Origin of the sequence: Lachnospira eligens, assembly GCF_009680455.1 — a bacterium.
Lineage (GTDB): Bacteria > Bacillota > Clostridia > Lachnospirales > Lachnospiraceae > Lachnospira > Lachnospira eligens_A.
Map to the genome: position 1 here is coordinate 413,246 of NZ_WKRD01000002.1, position 17,660 is coordinate 430,905.

Annotated in this window: 12 protein-coding genes; 3 read left to right on the forward strand and 9 right to left on the reverse strand. The window is 37.3% G+C overall.

What is annotated here, in order from left to right:
* Positions 1-149: 149 nt before the first annotated feature.
* Complete coding sequence (locus GKE48_RS03785; protein WP_022098283.1) at positions 150-1,448, forward strand: AI-2E family transporter; 1,299 nt, start codon at positions 150-152, stop codon at positions 1,446-1,448.
* A gap of 1 nt (position 1,449) precedes the next feature.
* On the opposite strand, the gene GKE48_RS14910 is transcribed toward GKE48_RS03785, so the two are convergent.
* Both GKE48_RS14910 and trmB read right to left on the reverse strand, forming a co-directional pair.
* Positions 1,450-1,578, reverse strand: a complete 129-nt coding sequence (locus tag GKE48_RS14910) for a hypothetical protein (RefSeq protein ID WP_265416935.1) — start codon at positions 1,576-1,578, stop codon at positions 1,450-1,452.
* A 42-nt stretch (positions 1,579-1,620) separates the two neighbouring features.
* Complete coding sequence (trmB, locus tag GKE48_RS03790) at positions 1,621-2,265, reverse strand: tRNA (guanosine(46)-N7)-methyltransferase TrmB (protein ID WP_118391053.1); 645 nt, start codon at positions 2,263-2,265, stop codon at positions 1,621-1,623.
* A 364-nt stretch (positions 2,266-2,629) separates the two neighbouring features.
* Here trmB and GKE48_RS03795 point away from each other — a divergent pair, with 364 nt between their 5' ends.
* Positions 2,630-4,024 carry a D-alanyl-D-alanine carboxypeptidase family protein gene (locus tag GKE48_RS03795; protein ID WP_173016879.1) on the forward strand — a complete coding sequence of 465 codons (1,395 nt, stop codon included), beginning with the start codon at positions 2,630-2,632 and terminating at the stop codon, positions 4,022-4,024.
* Positions 4,025-4,042: 18 nt separating this feature from the next.
* Here the strand turns inward: GKE48_RS03795 and GKE48_RS03800 are convergent, their stop codons facing one another.
* From GKE48_RS03800 to glgB, 4 genes are all read right to left on the reverse strand, one after another.
* Positions 4,043-4,513 (reverse strand): flagellar export chaperone FliS, encoded by a 471-nt coding sequence (locus GKE48_RS03800; protein ID WP_118009730.1) that lies wholly within the window; start codon positions 4,511-4,513, stop codon positions 4,043-4,045.
* Positions 4,514-4,548: 35 nt separating this feature from the next.
* Complete coding sequence (locus tag GKE48_RS03805) at positions 4,549-6,096, reverse strand: flagellin N-terminal helical domain-containing protein (RefSeq protein WP_118344389.1); 1,548 nt, start codon at positions 6,094-6,096, stop codon at positions 4,549-4,551.
* Positions 6,097-6,164: 68 nt separating this feature from the next.
* Positions 6,165-9,125, reverse strand: a complete 2,961-nt coding sequence (locus GKE48_RS03810; RefSeq protein WP_154300463.1) for a DUF6240 domain-containing protein — start codon at positions 9,123-9,125, stop codon at positions 6,165-6,167.
* A gap of 169 nt (positions 9,126-9,294) precedes the next feature.
* Positions 9,295-11,226, reverse strand: coding sequence for a 1,4-alpha-glucan branching protein GlgB (gene glgB, locus GKE48_RS03815; RefSeq protein ID WP_243138428.1), 1,932 nt, complete (start codon positions 11,224-11,226; stop codon positions 9,295-9,297).
* A 214-nt stretch (positions 11,227-11,440) separates the two neighbouring features.
* Between glgB and GKE48_RS03820 the strand changes: the two genes are divergently transcribed.
* Positions 11,441-12,406, forward strand: coding sequence for an MraY family glycosyltransferase (locus GKE48_RS03820; RefSeq protein WP_154300465.1), 966 nt, complete (start codon positions 11,441-11,443; stop codon positions 12,404-12,406).
* Between the two features lie 47 nt (positions 12,407-12,453).
* Here the strand turns inward: GKE48_RS03820 and GKE48_RS03825 are convergent, their stop codons facing one another.
* The 3 genes from GKE48_RS03825 to GKE48_RS03835 form a co-directional block, all read right to left on the reverse strand.
* A complete protein-coding gene (locus GKE48_RS03825) occupies positions 12,454-13,422 on the reverse strand; it encodes a 3'-5' exonuclease (RefSeq protein WP_173016880.1) in 969 nt (322 codons plus the stop codon).
* Positions 13,423-13,513: 91 nt separating this feature from the next.
* Complete coding sequence (locus GKE48_RS03830) at positions 13,514-15,088, reverse strand: sensor domain-containing diguanylate cyclase (RefSeq protein ID WP_022098292.1); 1,575 nt, start codon at positions 15,086-15,088, stop codon at positions 13,514-13,516.
* Between the two features lie 397 nt (positions 15,089-15,485).
* Positions 15,486-17,555, reverse strand: a complete 2,070-nt coding sequence (locus GKE48_RS03835; RefSeq protein WP_022098293.1) for a methyl-accepting chemotaxis protein — start codon at positions 17,553-17,555, stop codon at positions 15,486-15,488.
* Positions 17,556-17,660 lie beyond the last annotated feature (105 nt).

The following is a 17,660-nucleotide window of genomic DNA, read 5'->3' on the forward strand; positions in this document are numbered from 1 at the left end:
TTTTTTTATAATTTTCTTGTTTTTTCATCATTTTACCATGTTTTTTATATTGATATGTGCCTTTATACCCCTTATAATTCTATTATATTCCCAATTTTAAGAGAAAATATTTATATTTAATATACATTTATTAAGAAAAGAGAGTTGATATGAAGTTAAAAAAATTCGAACAACAGCCAAAACACGTTGACAATATTCCAATTGAGGCTATTAATCTTGATTCTGAACAGGAACAGCCGCCAAAACCTGACAAAGCTGTTGGCAAGAATGTATTCCAGCCTAACAGCAAATACTTTACAATTGTTATATATGGTCTGCTTTTTGTGCTAGGTGCAATTCTTATATATAAGTTCATTGGTAACTGGCCTGCAACCGTCAAGTCATTGGGCAATATATTCCATATACTGTCACCCTTTCTTATTGGTGGCATGATTGCGCTTGTTCTTTATCCGTTTATCAAGACCCTTTATAACAGGTTCTTCATGGGGGTATGCCATATCAAGTCCAAGAAAGCCGCCAAAATGCTTTCAATTCTTGTTGCTTACCTGATAGCAGTTGGCGCATTTGCAGTATTAATAGGCTTTGTTGTACCTCAGATATACAAAAGTATTACAGAGATTGCCAATCAGGCTCCTGTATGGTACGAGAATATCCGCAACTGGTTCACTGAGTTTGAAGATAAGCACGCCAATTCTTCTATTGATTACAATTTCATTAATCAGAAGATTGAAGATGCTCTTCCTAAACTTGTTGACTACATGACTGGTGCACTTACCAATATGGTTCCTTACATTCTTAATACATCCATGGCCATTCTTTCGGGTGTGTTAAACCTTGTTATTGCAATTATCGTGTCCATCTACATGATTTCTGATAATAAGAATATCTTTTATCATTTTAAGAGATTTTTATATGCCGTGCTTCCTAGGAAAACAGCAGACAATACACGCATCATCTGTAAGAATTGTGCAAGCATTTTTATTAATTATATTATCGGCAAATCATTTGACTCAATTATTGTCATGATTATCTGCTTTATTATCATGCTGATTCTCAAGCTACCATATGCTGTTCTTATAAGCGTGATTGTCGGCATAACGAACATGATTCCGTATTTCGGACCATACATCGGTGGCGTGATTGGCGGTGTGATTATTGTTATCGCAAGCCCTATCAAACTTATCATATTTGTAATCATGATTGTCTGCATCCAGCAGGTTGACGGTCTGCTTATTGGACCTCGTATCATCGGCAGTACTACAGGTCTTAAGCCTGTATGGGTTGTGTTCTCAATAACCGTAGGTGGGGCGCTGTTTGGCGTAATTGGAATGTTCCTTGGAGTTCCCGTATTTGCCGTATTAAGCTACCTGTTAAACATTACAGTGCAGCATTTTCTGGACAAAAGAAAAGTCACCGTGCAGCCTTATGACTCGCCCGATGACCTCTAGATTATTTTTTGGTATTAAGAATTCTCACGACATCGTCGAGGGAATTCTTAAATCTTACCACTCTGTAATTCGCACCTTTATGCACATACATCACTTCTGATACTTTCCTTGCAAATGCTTTATTCTTCACAACAATTCTCCAAAAGCCTTTATATAGTATATGCATTTATTATTAATGATTTCTTACTGCGATAAGTTTACAGATAGGATTGCCCATCTGTGAAAATCTTGTCTCATACTCTGTCATTACATTACCCTCGTTAAGTACAGAGTCATTATGTAAGTCAAATGTGACAACAGGAAGCTCCCAGTCTGCCTCTTTAATCTCTTCTAATGAAAAATCGAATAAATCTTTATTGTCTGTTTTGAATTCCACCTGTCCGTCCGGCTTTAATATAATGTCATATCTTGCCATGAACTGTCTTGAGGTAAGTCTTCTCTTCGCATGTCTGTCTTTTGGCCATGGATCTGAAAAATTAAGGTATATTCTGTCTACCTCTCCCTCTCCAAACACCTCACATATTGCCTCTGCATCCATTCTGATGAATCTTAAATTAGGAAGCTGAAGCTCATCCTGTTTCTCTACAGCTCTTAAAAGTACGCTTGAATACTTCTCTATACCCACATAATTAATATCAGGATTATTTGCTGCCAATGTTGTTATAAATGTGCCTTTACCCATACCAATCTCTATACGGATTGGATTATCGTTACCGAAAACCTGTGACCATGTGCCTTTCATCCCCTCTGGCTCTGTAAACACATATTCATTCTCTATCATTACTTCCCTTGCTCCGGGTACATTTCTAAGTCTCATACATTACTCCTATCTTATATATTAGCTCAGATTTCGGCTATGTCCGTGTGCGGTATACGCTTGAATATGACAAGCTGTGCAGGAGTTAATGCCACCATCTGCATAAGTTCAGTGCGTGAAAGCACGTCCAAACGAAGTGCGCTTGATTTCACGCACTGTAATAGACTTTGCAGATGGCGGCATTTACTCATGCTAAGCGAAGTCATCCTGAAAGCACATGCCGCACACAGACATAGCCGAAATCTGAGTTTCCTATATATTATTTACCATAAATATCACTTTTTGCCAAGCGGGGTTTACTTATGTACAATCCTGGGCTACAATGTATTTGTATATTTTATTAATCGGAGGAATTATCTCTATAATGAAAAAGCAATTTTTAAAAGGATTACTTATAAAGATAGCCAGCGCGGCATCTGCCACTGTTTTGGTGTTCTCAGCTTTTGCAGCAGATACACAGGCCGCAGCATACAGCAAAGTCTACAGCGAGACAGACACAACCAGCACAGAGGCTGTATGGCCGGACGCACCTGATGTTAACTCAAGCAGCTGCATTCTTATTGATGCTGATACAGGTTCCATTCTTTTCGAGAGGAACTCTCATGAAAAATGTTATCCAGCCAGCACAACTAAGATTTTAACAGGACTCCTTACTATTGAGAACTGCAATATGGACGATGTTGTAACATTTTCACAGTCAGCTGCTAACTCAATTAATGTATATGAGGATGCCAACTTAAGTTCAAAAGCAGGCGAGCAATTTACTGTCAACCAGCTTCTTCACGGACTTCTGCTGTATTCTGCCAACGAGATGGCTTATGCCCTCGGTGAACATGTGGCTGGCTCAATAGATGCATTTGTCGATATGATGAATGCCAAGGCAAAAGAACTTGGTGCTTTGAATACACATTTTGCCAATGCAAGCGGATTATATAATACCAACCACTACACAACGGCATATGATATGGCAATGATTGCAAGAGGGTGCTATAACAATGCTTCTTTTGTCAGCATTGATTCAACTGCCGATGCATATGTAATTCCTGCAACTAACATGTCTGCACAGCGTACAATAAGACACCGACACAAGATGTTAAAGGGTCGTGCCTACTATTATGAATACTGCAAGGGTGGCAAAACAGGATATACTGATGAATCACAGAATACACTTGTTACATTTGCAGAAAAAGACGGTATGCGTCTTATATGCGTTGTATTTAAGGAAGCCACAGATGAGATAAGATATGTTGATACAAGAACCCTTTTTGACTGGGGATTTGCCAATTTCCAGAAATCAACAACAACCGGAAGCCAGCTCGGAGCAATGTTCTCTAATGACAACTATTACAACTCGGCTGTTTTCTCAACTCTTTCACTAAACTTTGGACTAAATGCTTCATTTATCACAATACCTAATAAAAGTTCATTGTCAAATGTATCAATGACGGTTGATGATAATTATGACATGACCAATGAGAATGGTGTTATGACAACACATCTTAAGTTCTTATACAATGATAATACTGTCGGCACAACTACACTTAATATATCTGCTGCCGGAACAGATACCGGAAGCCTGCTGCCATACATTAATAATGATGTTTCATCATCTTATAAACCGAAAACATGTATCAGAATTAATATATGGATACTTGTTGGAATTGGTGCCGTTATTCTTTTTATCATCTACATTATTGAAGAACGGGCAAGAAGAAAAAGACAGAGAAGACACTATAACAGAAGAAGACGCAGATTATAGAAAACAGAGGATTCGGAGCTAAACCCTGAATCCTCTGTTTTCTATATTATCAGTTTGTGTTTCATTACTAATTCCACCTTTTGAATATGTAAGGCCTGAATATACAGCCTGTGTATTCTTCATAAGCGGCTCAGAATCATCCTGTTTACTAACCTCATAAAAGGATGCCCTGAGTTTCTTTAAAAGCCCTGTAATTCTGTTAATCTCATTATTATCAAGACTTACAGATGCTGATATAAGTGACCTCTTCATATGATTATATATTACAAAAAGATTAGCTGATATCTCATACTGCATATCAAGTCCGCATATAAGCTGGTCTATAACCTTCTGCGCCATATATATATTATTATGTGCCTGCTCAGCACTATCACTCTCACATGCATCATTAAGATATTCTATAGCCATATCATACAGAATCACAACAAGCTGTGATGCTGTAGCCTGTGTAATTCTATACTGAAATGTCTTAATTGTTTCTTTAGTCATAGCATCCCTTTCCTATATAACCATTGAATCTTAAACTACTGTAATAACTGTAATACCTGTGAAGGTCTTTCATTAGCCTGTGCAAGTATTGACGTAGCTGCCTGTGTAAGAACTGTTTCAGAAGTATAAGTAGTCATCTCTTCTGACATATCAGTATCTATCATTGTTGATAATGACTTGGTAAGGTTCTCACTTGAAACCTCAAGGTTATTAGTTGTATGATCAAATCTGTTCTCGTATGCACCGATTCTTGAACGTATTTTATTAGTCTTATTAATAGCTTCATCTACAGTAGATATCGCCCTTGATGCTGTATACTGAGTCATGACATTCATATGCTCCGTGCCAAGTGAATACGTTGTTATTGCCGGAATATCAATAACAATAACCTGATCCTGATTAGCACCTACATGTATGCTCATAGTTCCAACGTCTGTGACTTCCTGACTTATAGTTCTCGCTGTACCTGCACCTGCAGCTGACTGTCCATCATTGTTACTATCGTCAAATACAGTACCTGCCGCATTACCCGGAACATCCATTGAAAACTCTTTGTTATTAACATCTGTTACTGTAATTACAGTTCCCTTTGTTGAAAGAATTGCCGAATCAGCAAACCCAATTCGCTTCCCATCATCTCCTGTAGCAATCTCTGCCTTAACATCGCTTCCTTCTACATATATACCATCTTGTGTTGCTGCCTGTGGCATTCCCAAAATATCTGCAAGCTCTGCATTATCACATGTTATATTCATCTTCTGGTCACTTCCATACTGGTTAGTCATAATAACAAGTGTTGAACCAGCATAATCGGCTGTTGGCACATAACCTGCATAATCAGTACCATTAGCTGCTGTATCATTATTAAGGTCTTTAACTGTAAATGCAGAACCACCTGTGATGTTAACTCCGTCAATAATCTTTCCCATCACCTTATCAAGTGTATCACCTTCGGAAATGCTTATCTTGTAACCGTTTATGCTTATTGTTCCTTCCTGTTCTTTTGTTATAGAAGCTGTTGATGACATAGTAATACTTCCTGCTCCTACCGCTATAGCCTGTCTTGCGTCCTCAGTAACAGTTATTCCATATACACCTGCTGTATAGCTGTCAGATACAGAAAGCTGATTAACTCCCTGAAGGTCTGAATATACTCTTCTTGAAAGATTACCGTTAATAAGAGACTGTGTATTGAATTCTGTCTGATCAGATATTCTGTCAATCTCATTATTAATCTGTTCTATCTCTTTCTGTATAGCTTCTCTTTCATCATCTGAATTAACATCATTAGCAGCCTGAACGCTAAGCTCCTTTAATCTTGTGAGCATACTCTGGATTTCGGTAATTGCGCCTTCTGCTGTATTCAAAACAGAAACTCCATCTGCTGTATTATTCTGGGCCTGACTAAGACCTCTTATCTGTGCTCTCATCTTTTCAGAAATAGCACAGCCGGCAGCATCGTCCTTAGATCCATTTATCTTGTATCCTGATGATAATCTTTCAATTGATGTTGACAGATTATTCTGTGATTTCTGTAATGCATTGTTGGCAACAATCGCTGCCACATTAGTTCCTATTCTCATATCTTAACCTTTCTGTCTGTCCAATTTACCTGTTCATGCTCTATATATCGGACTTTCTGTGCAAATCTTTAGCCTGCAAGCAGTTTTACAATCTGTGCTGCAATTTCATACAGCTTATCTGTTGCCACACTGTCAGCCGCTGCTTCATAAGTCACATATGGCACGTCTGACGATTTTGTAATGTTGACGGTCACATTTGTAAATCCAAATCCTTCTTTTAAATTTTCTTCCATATCCTCAAGAAGCTGGCTTCCTTCATCTGAAACTGCTGTGTCACTGACAATGTACATACCAAGACTTTCTCTGTCAGCCTTAGCCTCAACAGAAACTTTTCCTAATACGCTGCTTAGCATGTTTACAGATATACGACCTTTATTGTCGTCATCCTGAACCAATGTAAGTTTCAGCATACCTGTACTTCCTGAGTCTGTTATATACGGTATTCTGTAATCATGCCTTAATGCCAGATTCTTAATATATCCGATTGTTCTGTCCTTAAGTCTTAAATCCAGAAATCCCTCGTAATTGACATCTATCTGTGTATCAAGGTCTCCTGCTTTGGAAAGAACCTCCTGAAGTTCTTCCTCTGTCTCATCTTTCATTTCTTCATACATAAGTGACAGTTTTTCTTTATGTCCGATTTTTTCAATCGAATCCCTTGCATAATCACGTGTTGTCTTAACACCTCTGATATCCGGGAACTGTCCGGATTCTAAAAATGCTTTAACAGCCTGTATGTTACCACTGTTTATTTCTGTATCTGCATTTCTTATCTGCCTCAATATATCAGCTCCTGCCTGCACTGCTGCCTGCTGTTCCTTAAGATATTCCTCATAATATTGTTCCTCGGCTGCCGCATCATAGTTATCCTCTAACTGTTCAATAAACATTTCAACGGACTGTTCTCCGATTCCGGATGAGTTATCCACATTCTTTAATGTATTCGGGGTAACTAATCCACCATTTGCCATGAATAATGCACTGTAATAGTTAGCAATTCCGCTTACCTCTGCCATTCCTGTATTCTCATCAATAACAGCGTCCATGTCATAATGCTTTCTTGAATTATATGCAGTCATAAGATTATTCATAGTGACCTCAGCTCCCTGCTTAATCAGCGCACCTGCTGCCACTCCGGCATCTCTGGTGAATATATTCATCATCTGGTATATTCCTATAAACTGCTTTCTCTGCTCTTTAGTAATACCATTGGTACGGTCAAGCTTATAAAGAAACTTTGAAAACTTCTCCTCATTATCCTTAGATGCCTTATCATTAGCCTCTGTAAGATATTCGTTGACTTCCTCAATTGAAGCATTCATTGGATTTACTCCGTCTTTTATCATATTAAGAACTGTCTCTGGTTTCATATTCTTAATAAGATTATTAATCATTGCATTAACAGATTTGACTATCTCTACATTTTCCTTTGTCATATCCATGTTATTAGCAGCCAGTACCTTTATTGCTTCCTTGTCCTCATCAGTTCCCTCAAGTCCAAGCTCCCTAATAATATCATCCGCACTTCCCTGTACTGCCTTCTTTAATGAATCACCCAAATCGCCTCTTATCTGAGTTCCGACTGCCTCATAAGTTTCATTCATCTTGTCAAACATACTGGCAAATACACGCGCAGGATTTCTTACTATCTCATTCAATGTCTTTCTTGCTTCAAGAACATCTGTATATGCAATCTGCGCTTCTTCATACATTTCATCCGCCTGTTCATATTCCATAAGCATTGAATTAAGCTCATCTATCGGAGTTGTAAGAATAGAAATGTTATTCTTAACTAGATATATAGACGCATTTGCACTCATAAGAACCCTTGCTGTTACAAGCGTGTCATACGCCTTATCTGCTGCCTGCTGTACATCAGATGCCTGATTCCTAACTTCACTATTTCCTGTGCTTACTGTTGCTGCACTGTATTCAATTCTGAAGCTTCTTGCATCCATCTCCAGCTTAAGGCTTGCTATTGTAAATGTTTCCCCTTTTGATACCACATTTGCAGCATCTGAATACTCTGCCCTGTTAATAGTATCAAGAGCTGTCCTTATATCATCAATTGGCGAACCTGTAACGAGCGTATTCTCTGCCTTCTCTCCAAGCTTCATGTTATCAAGTATCTTATTAAGCATTTCATCAGGGTCAGCCTGAATCTTTTCAATATCTATCGCATCAAGCTGTGCCTTATATTCAAGATTTTCTTTAGTAACAGGAATCTGTGCATCAATAAATGCTCTTGCATCCGCAAGTGTATTATCATTAACCTCAAGTCCTGACGAAGCAATTATCTTCTCAATTCCCGGCCTTAAAGCCTCAAAATCAGCGTCAGATATTGCATTTACACACCTTCCTATTGTAACGCCATCTGCACTGATACTTGATGAAGTTGCCGCCTGTGCCTGATATATTCCAGCAATTGAAGGCTCAATACCATTAGCAACCATGTAATTCTTTGTGTTCTCTGATAATGGCTTTAACTCTTTACTCTTTTCAAGTGTGCCTTTAACCTCAGCAACACTTTCATCATTGACAGCTATATCTGCTCCCTGCATACGGCTCTCGACACTTGCCGCTGTTGCTGCACTTCCAGTCACACTCTCAATCTTATCCTTAGAAACTGCTGTGCCATAATTAACATAATCATCAGAGTGCATCGCAAGTTCAATCTTAATTTTCTCAATAATATTAACCATATCATCTGGTGTAGCATCTGTAAGATTAAAGCCGTCCTCATCTAATTTTACCGCATCAGCACCTGATAACTTCATCATCAATGCCTTAAGGCTTATCTTTGCACTGGAAGCACTCGCCATAATCTGGCTCTTTACATCATCTGCCTCCTTAAGAAGTCCCTCATATGTATTGTCAGTTGCAGCTGTCACACTGCCAGAGATTACCACTCCTGCAAATGAGCCTGCCACACCTTCACTTTTAACTGCCTTATTTTCTTTATAATTAATAGATGTTCCCTGTGCCGCAACATCTTTATTAAAATTCGCGCCTGAAACTGTATATGTCATATTCTGCTGCCTTTCTTATTTACTATCTGAAACAATCACTCATTGTCATATAATAAATATTTCGGCAGATATGGTGGGATAATTGAGAGATATATTATAGCAAATAAAAAGGAAGCTAATTCAGAATTAATAAAAATCCAAACCAGCTCCCTTTCTCTATATTATTCTCCTATATCTTCGTAGCATGAACCTTAGAAACATCACCGTTAAACTCATACACAGCTATTCCATACTTATGTAAGTCAATAAGCAATGACTGCGGATATCCATCACAATCTCCCTTAACGGCTGTAAGAGTCTTCTTCTGGTCAGCTTCATTATCTCCAAGAACCAGCTTATACTTAGTCTTGAACGGAACTCCTATTCTGAAGCTGTCTCTTTCAACTGGTGTAAAATTAAGTACAAAGAGAAGATTCTTCTTTCCATCCGGACTGATTCTCATAAACGATAAAACGCTATTATCTTTATCATTGGCATTAATCCATCTGAATCCTTCACTGCTGTAATCAGTAGCATACAGACATGGATAATTCTTATTAAGCTTCAGACACTTCTTCGTAAAATCCTTAAGTTCTGTATGACTTTCATCCTCTAACAGATACCAGTCAAGAGCACGCTTCTCACTCCACTCATTCCACTGACCAAATTCCTGTCCCATGAATAAAAGCTTCTTGCCAGGATGTCCACACATATATGCATATGCCAGCTTAAGATTCTTGAACTTATCCTCCCTGTCACCAGGCATTTTACCAAGCATAGAACACTTAAGATGTACAACCTCATCATGTGAAAGCACAAGAATGAAATTCTCGCTGTAAGCATACATCAATGAAAACGTCATCTTGCTATGATTAAACTTTCTGAAATATGGATCAAGCTTCATATATTCAAGGAAATCATGCATCCAGCCCATATTCCACTTAAATGTAAAGCCAAGACATTCCCCATTGTCAGGATCACCACTTACCATAGGCCATGCTGTTGACTCCTCAGCTATAGTTATTGCCTGTGGGAATCTCTTCTTTAACATGCTGTTAAAATGCTTTAAAAAGCTGATTGCTTCGAGATTACCGTTGTCACCATATTTGTTAGGAACCCAGTTTCCTTCTGTCCTTCCGTAATCCAGATACAGCATTGAAGCAACAGCATCAACTCTTAAACCATCAATATGGAACTTGTCCACCCAGAACATTCCATTAGCAATAAGGAAGTTAGACACTTCATTCTTGGAATAATCAAATACCTTCGTTCCCCAGTCAGGATGCTCTCCCTTTCTAGGGTCTGCATACTCATATACACAGCTTCCATCGAAATTAGCAAGTCCATGTGCATCCTTTGGAAAATGTGCCGGTACCCAGTCAAGAATTACACCAATTCCTTTTTCATGCATATAATCTACAAAATACATGAAATCCTTAGGTGTTCCGTATCTTGCTGTAGGTGCATAATAACCAGTTACCTGATATCCCCATGATCCATCATATGGATACTCTGCAATTCCCATAAGTTCAATATGTGTGTATCCCATATCTGTTACATATTTTGCAAGCTCAGGTGCCAATTCTCTATATGTATAAAATCCGTCCTCTGTTCCATCATCTTTCTTCTTCCATGAGCCAAGATGACATTCATATATAGAAAGAGGTGCTTTAAGATGATTCTCTGTCTTCTTCTTCTCAACCCATTCAGAATCTTTCCATTCATAACCTGAAAGATCGGCAACTATTGATGCTGTCTCTGGTCTTAACTGTGCCTGATTAGCATATGGATCTGCCTTGTAAAGAGCCTCTCCACTCTGGGAAATAATAAGGAACTTATACATATCCCCTGCTTTAGCTCCTGGTATGAACAAATCATATATTCCACCATCTGAAATCTTCTTCATATCATAACCATATGCATTCCAGTTATTAAACTCACCTATAACATAGACTTCCCTTGCAGCAGGTGCCCACACAGCAAAATACACACCTTCTTTTCCGTCTTTTACTCCAACATGCGCACCCATTTTGTTATATATCTCATAATGAGTTCCCTGTCCAAAAAGATATGCATCCACTTCTGTGATTGCCAGCTGCTCGTATTTTTGCATATTCTTCATAAAATCCTCCATTATATTATTATCCTACACGATACTCATGGGTCCCCTCAGATTATCCCATTAATTAATAGTATATTACCACATTAGCAAATTAATTACTACATTTCATTAGCAAAAAAAATGTTCATTTCACATATATTATGTTATACTGTAAATCGCATTGAAATAAATGCTTTATATAAGTTAGAAAGATGAAAAGGAGTATTAAATTCTTATGATATACTATATTATTAACGAAAGTTTCACCAACATCATAGCATTTGTAAGCATTTTATTTGCCTTCGCATTTACAATAGCTGCAATTGCTCTTGGCAAGAATCTTCTTCCAAGAGATGCCGGAAGAGCTTATGCCATTAACGGAAGTAAATCAGTTGGAAAGCCAAGAGGCGCCGGCATGATTTTCATTCTTACATTCACAGTCACATGTGCATTATTCGTAAACTTAAGTGCCGAGCTTATCATTTATCTTATACTTGTGCTTGCCGCAATGCTCAGCGGATACCTTGATGACAGTGCTTCATCACCATGGGGTAATTTAAAGAAAGGTCTTATTGACCTTGCAATATCGGTTATGGCGGCAGTTACTTACCTGCATTACAACCCTAACACATTTGACCTTGCATTCTTTGGAAAGACAGTAACTCTTAATCCAATCATCTATGCAATACTTATTATTATACTTATATGGGTAAGTATCAATGTTACTAACTGTTCAGATGGTGTTGACGGCTTATGCGGTACACTTTCAGTTGTAACACTTGCTTCAGTGTATGTACTTTTTAAGTCATTTAATATTGAATCAGCTTACAGACACACCGTTCTTATTATGATTGTGTGTATCCTCGGCTACCTGTGGTTCAACGCATCACCAAGCAAGCTTCTTATGGGTGACGCCGGTTCGAGAGCAATAGGAATATTTATAGCATTTACATTCCTCAAGCTCCATGCACCGCTGCTTTATATTCCAATGGCACTTATAATTATTCTCGATGGCGGACTTGGTCTTATCAAGGTTTCATTCATGAGATTTCTTCACATCAACCTAATGAAGAACCTTCGTACACCAATCCACGACCATATGAGAAAGAATAAAGACTGGTCAGATACACAGGTTGTTTTCAGATTCACAATTATCCAGGTAATTCTTGGTCTTGCAGTAATATATGGATTAATGTTCTGATATTAAATATATTAAAATGGCATGTCAGTTGAATTTCTGACATGCCATTATTTCTGTTCTGAGAGTTTCTCTGCCTGACGCCGCCTGCGTCTGTGTTCTCTCTCTTTTATCTGCTTTTCATATATCTTAAGTGCACCCTTTTCATCAGTGTGCTTCATAATTCTGACTGCATAATATCTGCCTTCTTCGGTCTGTTTAACTCTGAAACGCCCCTTTATAAGTCCATGTTCATCACATGTAAACAAGCCATAATAGCATTTCGAATTAGTGGCAAACCACTTAACTGTTCTTGTCATAGTCCTGCCACATAAAAAACATTTGCAGGAACGTACATTTCTGTCGCTTGCAGCCTTGTCCCTTGTAGCAAATCCCTTTGAAATATACTTCTCATAAGTTCCAAAGTTAAGATATACCTCGTCCTTTCTTGACTCTGGAATTGTAAATGTGTCTATACTACAGAACTTCTTAACTCTGTCGAAATCCAGCTTCTTCATTATCTTGGCTGTGTACCTTGCATCACTCATTGCTGAATGATAATGCTCATCACCCTTGATTCCCTGCTCATCGATTGCAGACTTAAGATTCATGCGTGTCTTGCCATCTGAAAAATTAATACTGTAAAGTTTCTGAAGATCAAGATACAGAAGCGGCTTTGGGAAATTCTCCGGAACATCATAGAACTTCATATTCCTTCTTAATTCAGTAATATCCATGCTTCCCCATGTAACAAATGTATAATCCTCACCGCACCATTCAAGAAATTCAGTTACACCCGATACGAAATCAGTTCCGTTAGCAAGGTCATTTTCTGTTATCCCTAGTATCTTCTTGACTGTATTCTGCAGCTTTGTATACACTTGTGGCTTAATGGTACACTGCCACTCATCTACAATATCAAGCTTCTCATTAACCTTCGCCGCGCCTATCTGTATAATCTCAAAAGGAAAATGATCCTCAGAAAATTGTTTTCCCTTGGCACTCTGATTCCACTCAAGATCCATAACAATATAATTCATAAGCATGTTCCCCCTTGCTAACGCTCATTATATCGTGTATGCGGGCGTATGTCGATAATAATTTATAAGATATTAATTTTTGAGTTATTAATCACATTTTCATTTCTTTTTTTCGCTGATACATCTCCTCATCTGCACGCTCTCGTACTCTTTCCAGTTCCATATCATCAACTGTAAAAACAGCATAACCACAGGCAATTCCCACTTCTGTTGGAATAATTCTCTTATTGTTCAAAACATCTACATCATGATAAAGCTTTCTTATTACACGCTCTATGTCTACACTCTTTCCCTTTGGTATTATACAACAAAACTCATCGCCACCAATGCGGTAACACTTACCATAACGCTCAAATATATTTTCTATTATCCGTGCTGCATTAATAATATAAGCATCTCCCACTCTATGTCCGTAGTTATCATTACAACTTTTAAGATTATTTAAATCAAATGTTACAACCATACAACCATCAAAGCATTTTTCATTATTAATATAATAATCATATGCATTTCTATTATACATGCCTGTCATGGAATCATTTAAAGCAAACTGCTCTAGCTCCCCTATCCTTCTCCCCTTTTTTAGTCTCGCAACGGTCTGTCTTGAAGCATCTAATCCAAGTACAAGAATAAATAAAAGAAATGCTATTCTTCCAAATACTCCTGAATTATTACCACTCTTATAATATCCTGCCATATCTATGATTGTCGACAAAAATACTAAAATCAACGTTAATATACAGTATTTATACCTGGTGTCCAACTGTCTTCTAATAATCTTAATTGTAATTACAACAAATAAATATATCAGCATTAATATGATTACAATATGAGTCATCCACAATGTCTGTCTAAAATAATATATTCCTGTAGCATTAAGTATGTGTTCTAAAAGAATAATTATTACATTAAAATAACAGATTAATTTCCAAAACAGATTATCATTTATTTCCAAAAAACTTTTTACAAACATAATAAATGCCATTGGCATAATCATAAGTGTAACAAAAGCAATGTATGACCCGGCTTGTCTGTTTGCAAATATAAGTGCAGATACATCTGTTTCATTTGCTGACCATAATCCAAGAAGAATCGAAAATATTCCCAGATATAACAATGTTCCGTCTATCTGACTCCCCTTATGTACAATCGTCCAATATATAGTAATATATAATCCTACCAATAAAATAACTACGCTTATAATAAATGCTGGCATAGCTTTTCGAAGCAATTTCATATATATATCATTGCCACCACCGATATAGAATTCCTGTTTCTGGCCTTCAACCTCCTTATAACAAGGTGAAATCTCTATTTGAAGTCTGTCCACATCAGATGGAAGCTTTACAAAATTCCATGTCCATCCCGGGGTATTTCCCCATATACTTCGTTTATTACTAAGTCTGTAAATTTCTTCTCCTTGTGCATATACATTTATTCTCTGATGTGAAGAATAAAATACTATTGAACCTATATCCTGTCCATATGATTGTAAATTAAAATCATATTGTGTTTTTCCATCCTCTGTTATACTTACTGATTCTGGAATGCAAGTTGTCAAAGCTTTTTCAGAAACTGCATCACTAAATGTGAAAACACTACATAAAAACATCATAATAATCGCAGCTATTACTGTGCCAATTAATATCCCCTGTTCCCTTTTCATGTTATACCCCTTACTCTATATCTCCATCTTTTTAATTTTATCATGTACAATGATTTTTTTCCATATATTGATTTCTTTAAGCAATAATTCTTTATAATACACTGTAATCACACACTAAAATATGTAATATAAAAAAGCAGCAACGATTCTCATCGCTACTGCTTGTCACTTCTTAATATAAATGTTCCCACCCAGAGTCGAACTGGGGATTGAGACTTAGGAGGTCCCCGTTATATCCACTTAACTATGAGAACAACTTGGCTAAACACCAAGAGAAATTTTATCACAAAACATCAGCAAGGTCAATGATACCCTGAGATTAAAAAGAAGCTGCCACCTGGCGATTACAATCGCCTGAGTGGCAGCTTCCATAAACACATTTATCGGATTAGTTTAATTATTGCAACTTGAACTTATCAATAGCTTCCTTAAGAGCCTCTGCGATATTATCAAGTTCAACTGTAAATTCATTAAGGTCGTGCATTGTCTGCTCAACATCAACGGCTGATGCTGTAACCTCTTCAGAGGCTGCGGCAGTCTCAGTTGCTACTGCTGCAACATCTTCCATCTTACTTACAACATTATTTCTGTTAGTATCCATAGCCTCATTGAGCTGTGTAATATTATCAAGACCTTCCTTAAGTCCGTTAACTGAATCAGAAATTGTATTAAACAGTTCCTTAGCATCCTTAATAGATACATTCTGTTCCTCTATAATACCAACTGACTCATCCATTGTCTGCTCAACCTGCTGTGACTTAATAGTAATCTCATTAACAATCTGCTTAATCTCATCTGTTGACTGCTGTGACTGTTCAGCAAGCTTTCTTATCTCATCAGCAACTACTGCGAATCCCTTACCGCTCTCTCCTGCTCTTGCTGCCTCGATAGAAGCATTAAGTGATAACAGGTTAGTTTGCTCTGTAATTTCTGTAATGGCATCTGATATGAAATTAATCTTCTCTATACTGCTTACCATCTCAGATACAACTGCTTTAGAAATCTTAGAGTTATCAATTGAACGCTGTCCCTTAGTAATAAGTTCATCAACAATTGTAAGTCCCTTATTACTTAACTTCTGTGTTTCAACAGACATATCACTGATATCAGTTACATAAGCCTTAGTTTCCTTTAATCTGTCTGCAAGATTTTCTACTTCCTGTGTTGCTGTCTGTGTACTGTCTGCCTGACCTGATGCACCAACTGCAACACTCTGTATAGCCTCTGAAACCTGACCTACTGTCTCTGTAGTAGACTTAGATACTCCTGCAATCTTAGCAGATGCATCTACTATAACTCCACTCTTTTCCTCAACACCCTTAATAAGAACTGCCATGTTCTCAACCATGTTGTTAAAGTTATTCTCAAGGTCTCCAAACTCATTCTTCTTCTTTACATCAATTCTATCTGTTAAATCACCACCCGCAACATCCTTCATATGTCCAGAAACCTTCTTAATCTCCTTAGTCATAGAAGCTGTAACTGCAAGTGCAATACCAATTCCAATAACAAATGCTATAATACTGAATATAACAGTATTGCTAATCATCTTATTAGTTGTAGCAGATGTTTCTTTAGAACTGATAAAACCAACAAGTGTCCATCCTGTAACAGCATCCTTAGATGTTACTACATGTACCTTTTCACCATTAATGTTTTCATCAAATGAAAATGCTTTATCATAATCAGCATCTGTAAGACCTTTAACTGTACTCCAGCAATTCAGTCCTGATACTGAATCTGTTACATACTTGTTATTATCATTATTAACAAGTATATTACCATCTTCATCTGCAAGGACAACAAATCCTGTATTAAGAAGTCCGATACCCTGTACAAAATCTGTAATCTCAGAAAAATCAATATGCATACCCACAGTACCATAATTCGTTCCGTCTGAATGCTTAATTTCCTGTGAAACAGTAATTATTGTCTTATCAAAATCCTTGCTATAATATGGCTTTGAAAAATAAGCATAAATGCTGTTTCTTGCCTTAAGACCTTTACAATCTGTGTACCATACTTCCTTAGTTCTGTCTACACCATTCTCAAGACCACCCTTACTAAGTGTCTTACCAGTCTCTGGGTTATATTCTCCCCAACCTGTAATCTCAAGATTAGTATTAGTAGCAAAGAACGCTCTTTCTGCACCATTAGTAACCTTAACTGATGCAATAAGAGAATCTCTTACTGCCTTAACATTATCACTTAATGTTCCCTGATCCTCAAGATGCTTTACTTCATTCTTTCTTGTAAGCAGGTCTACCGGCTGCGACAGAGTCTTAAGATATGTAGTAAACTGATTCTGTGCTTCATTCAAAGTCTGCTCACTTGTTACCTTCATGTTATTTTCCATTGAAGACGAAGTTGTTGTAATTGAACTTACCATAAGCATTACAATAGGAATTGTAATGGCAACAACGAAAAATAAAACAAGCTGAAAGCCTAATTTTCTGAAAAACTTCATAGCTTTCCCTCCTCGTTGATAATTAATAATATTTAGTTGACATTTCCGATTTCTTATATGCCTTGTATTATAATACCACATTTGTAATAATATGTAAATTTCTAT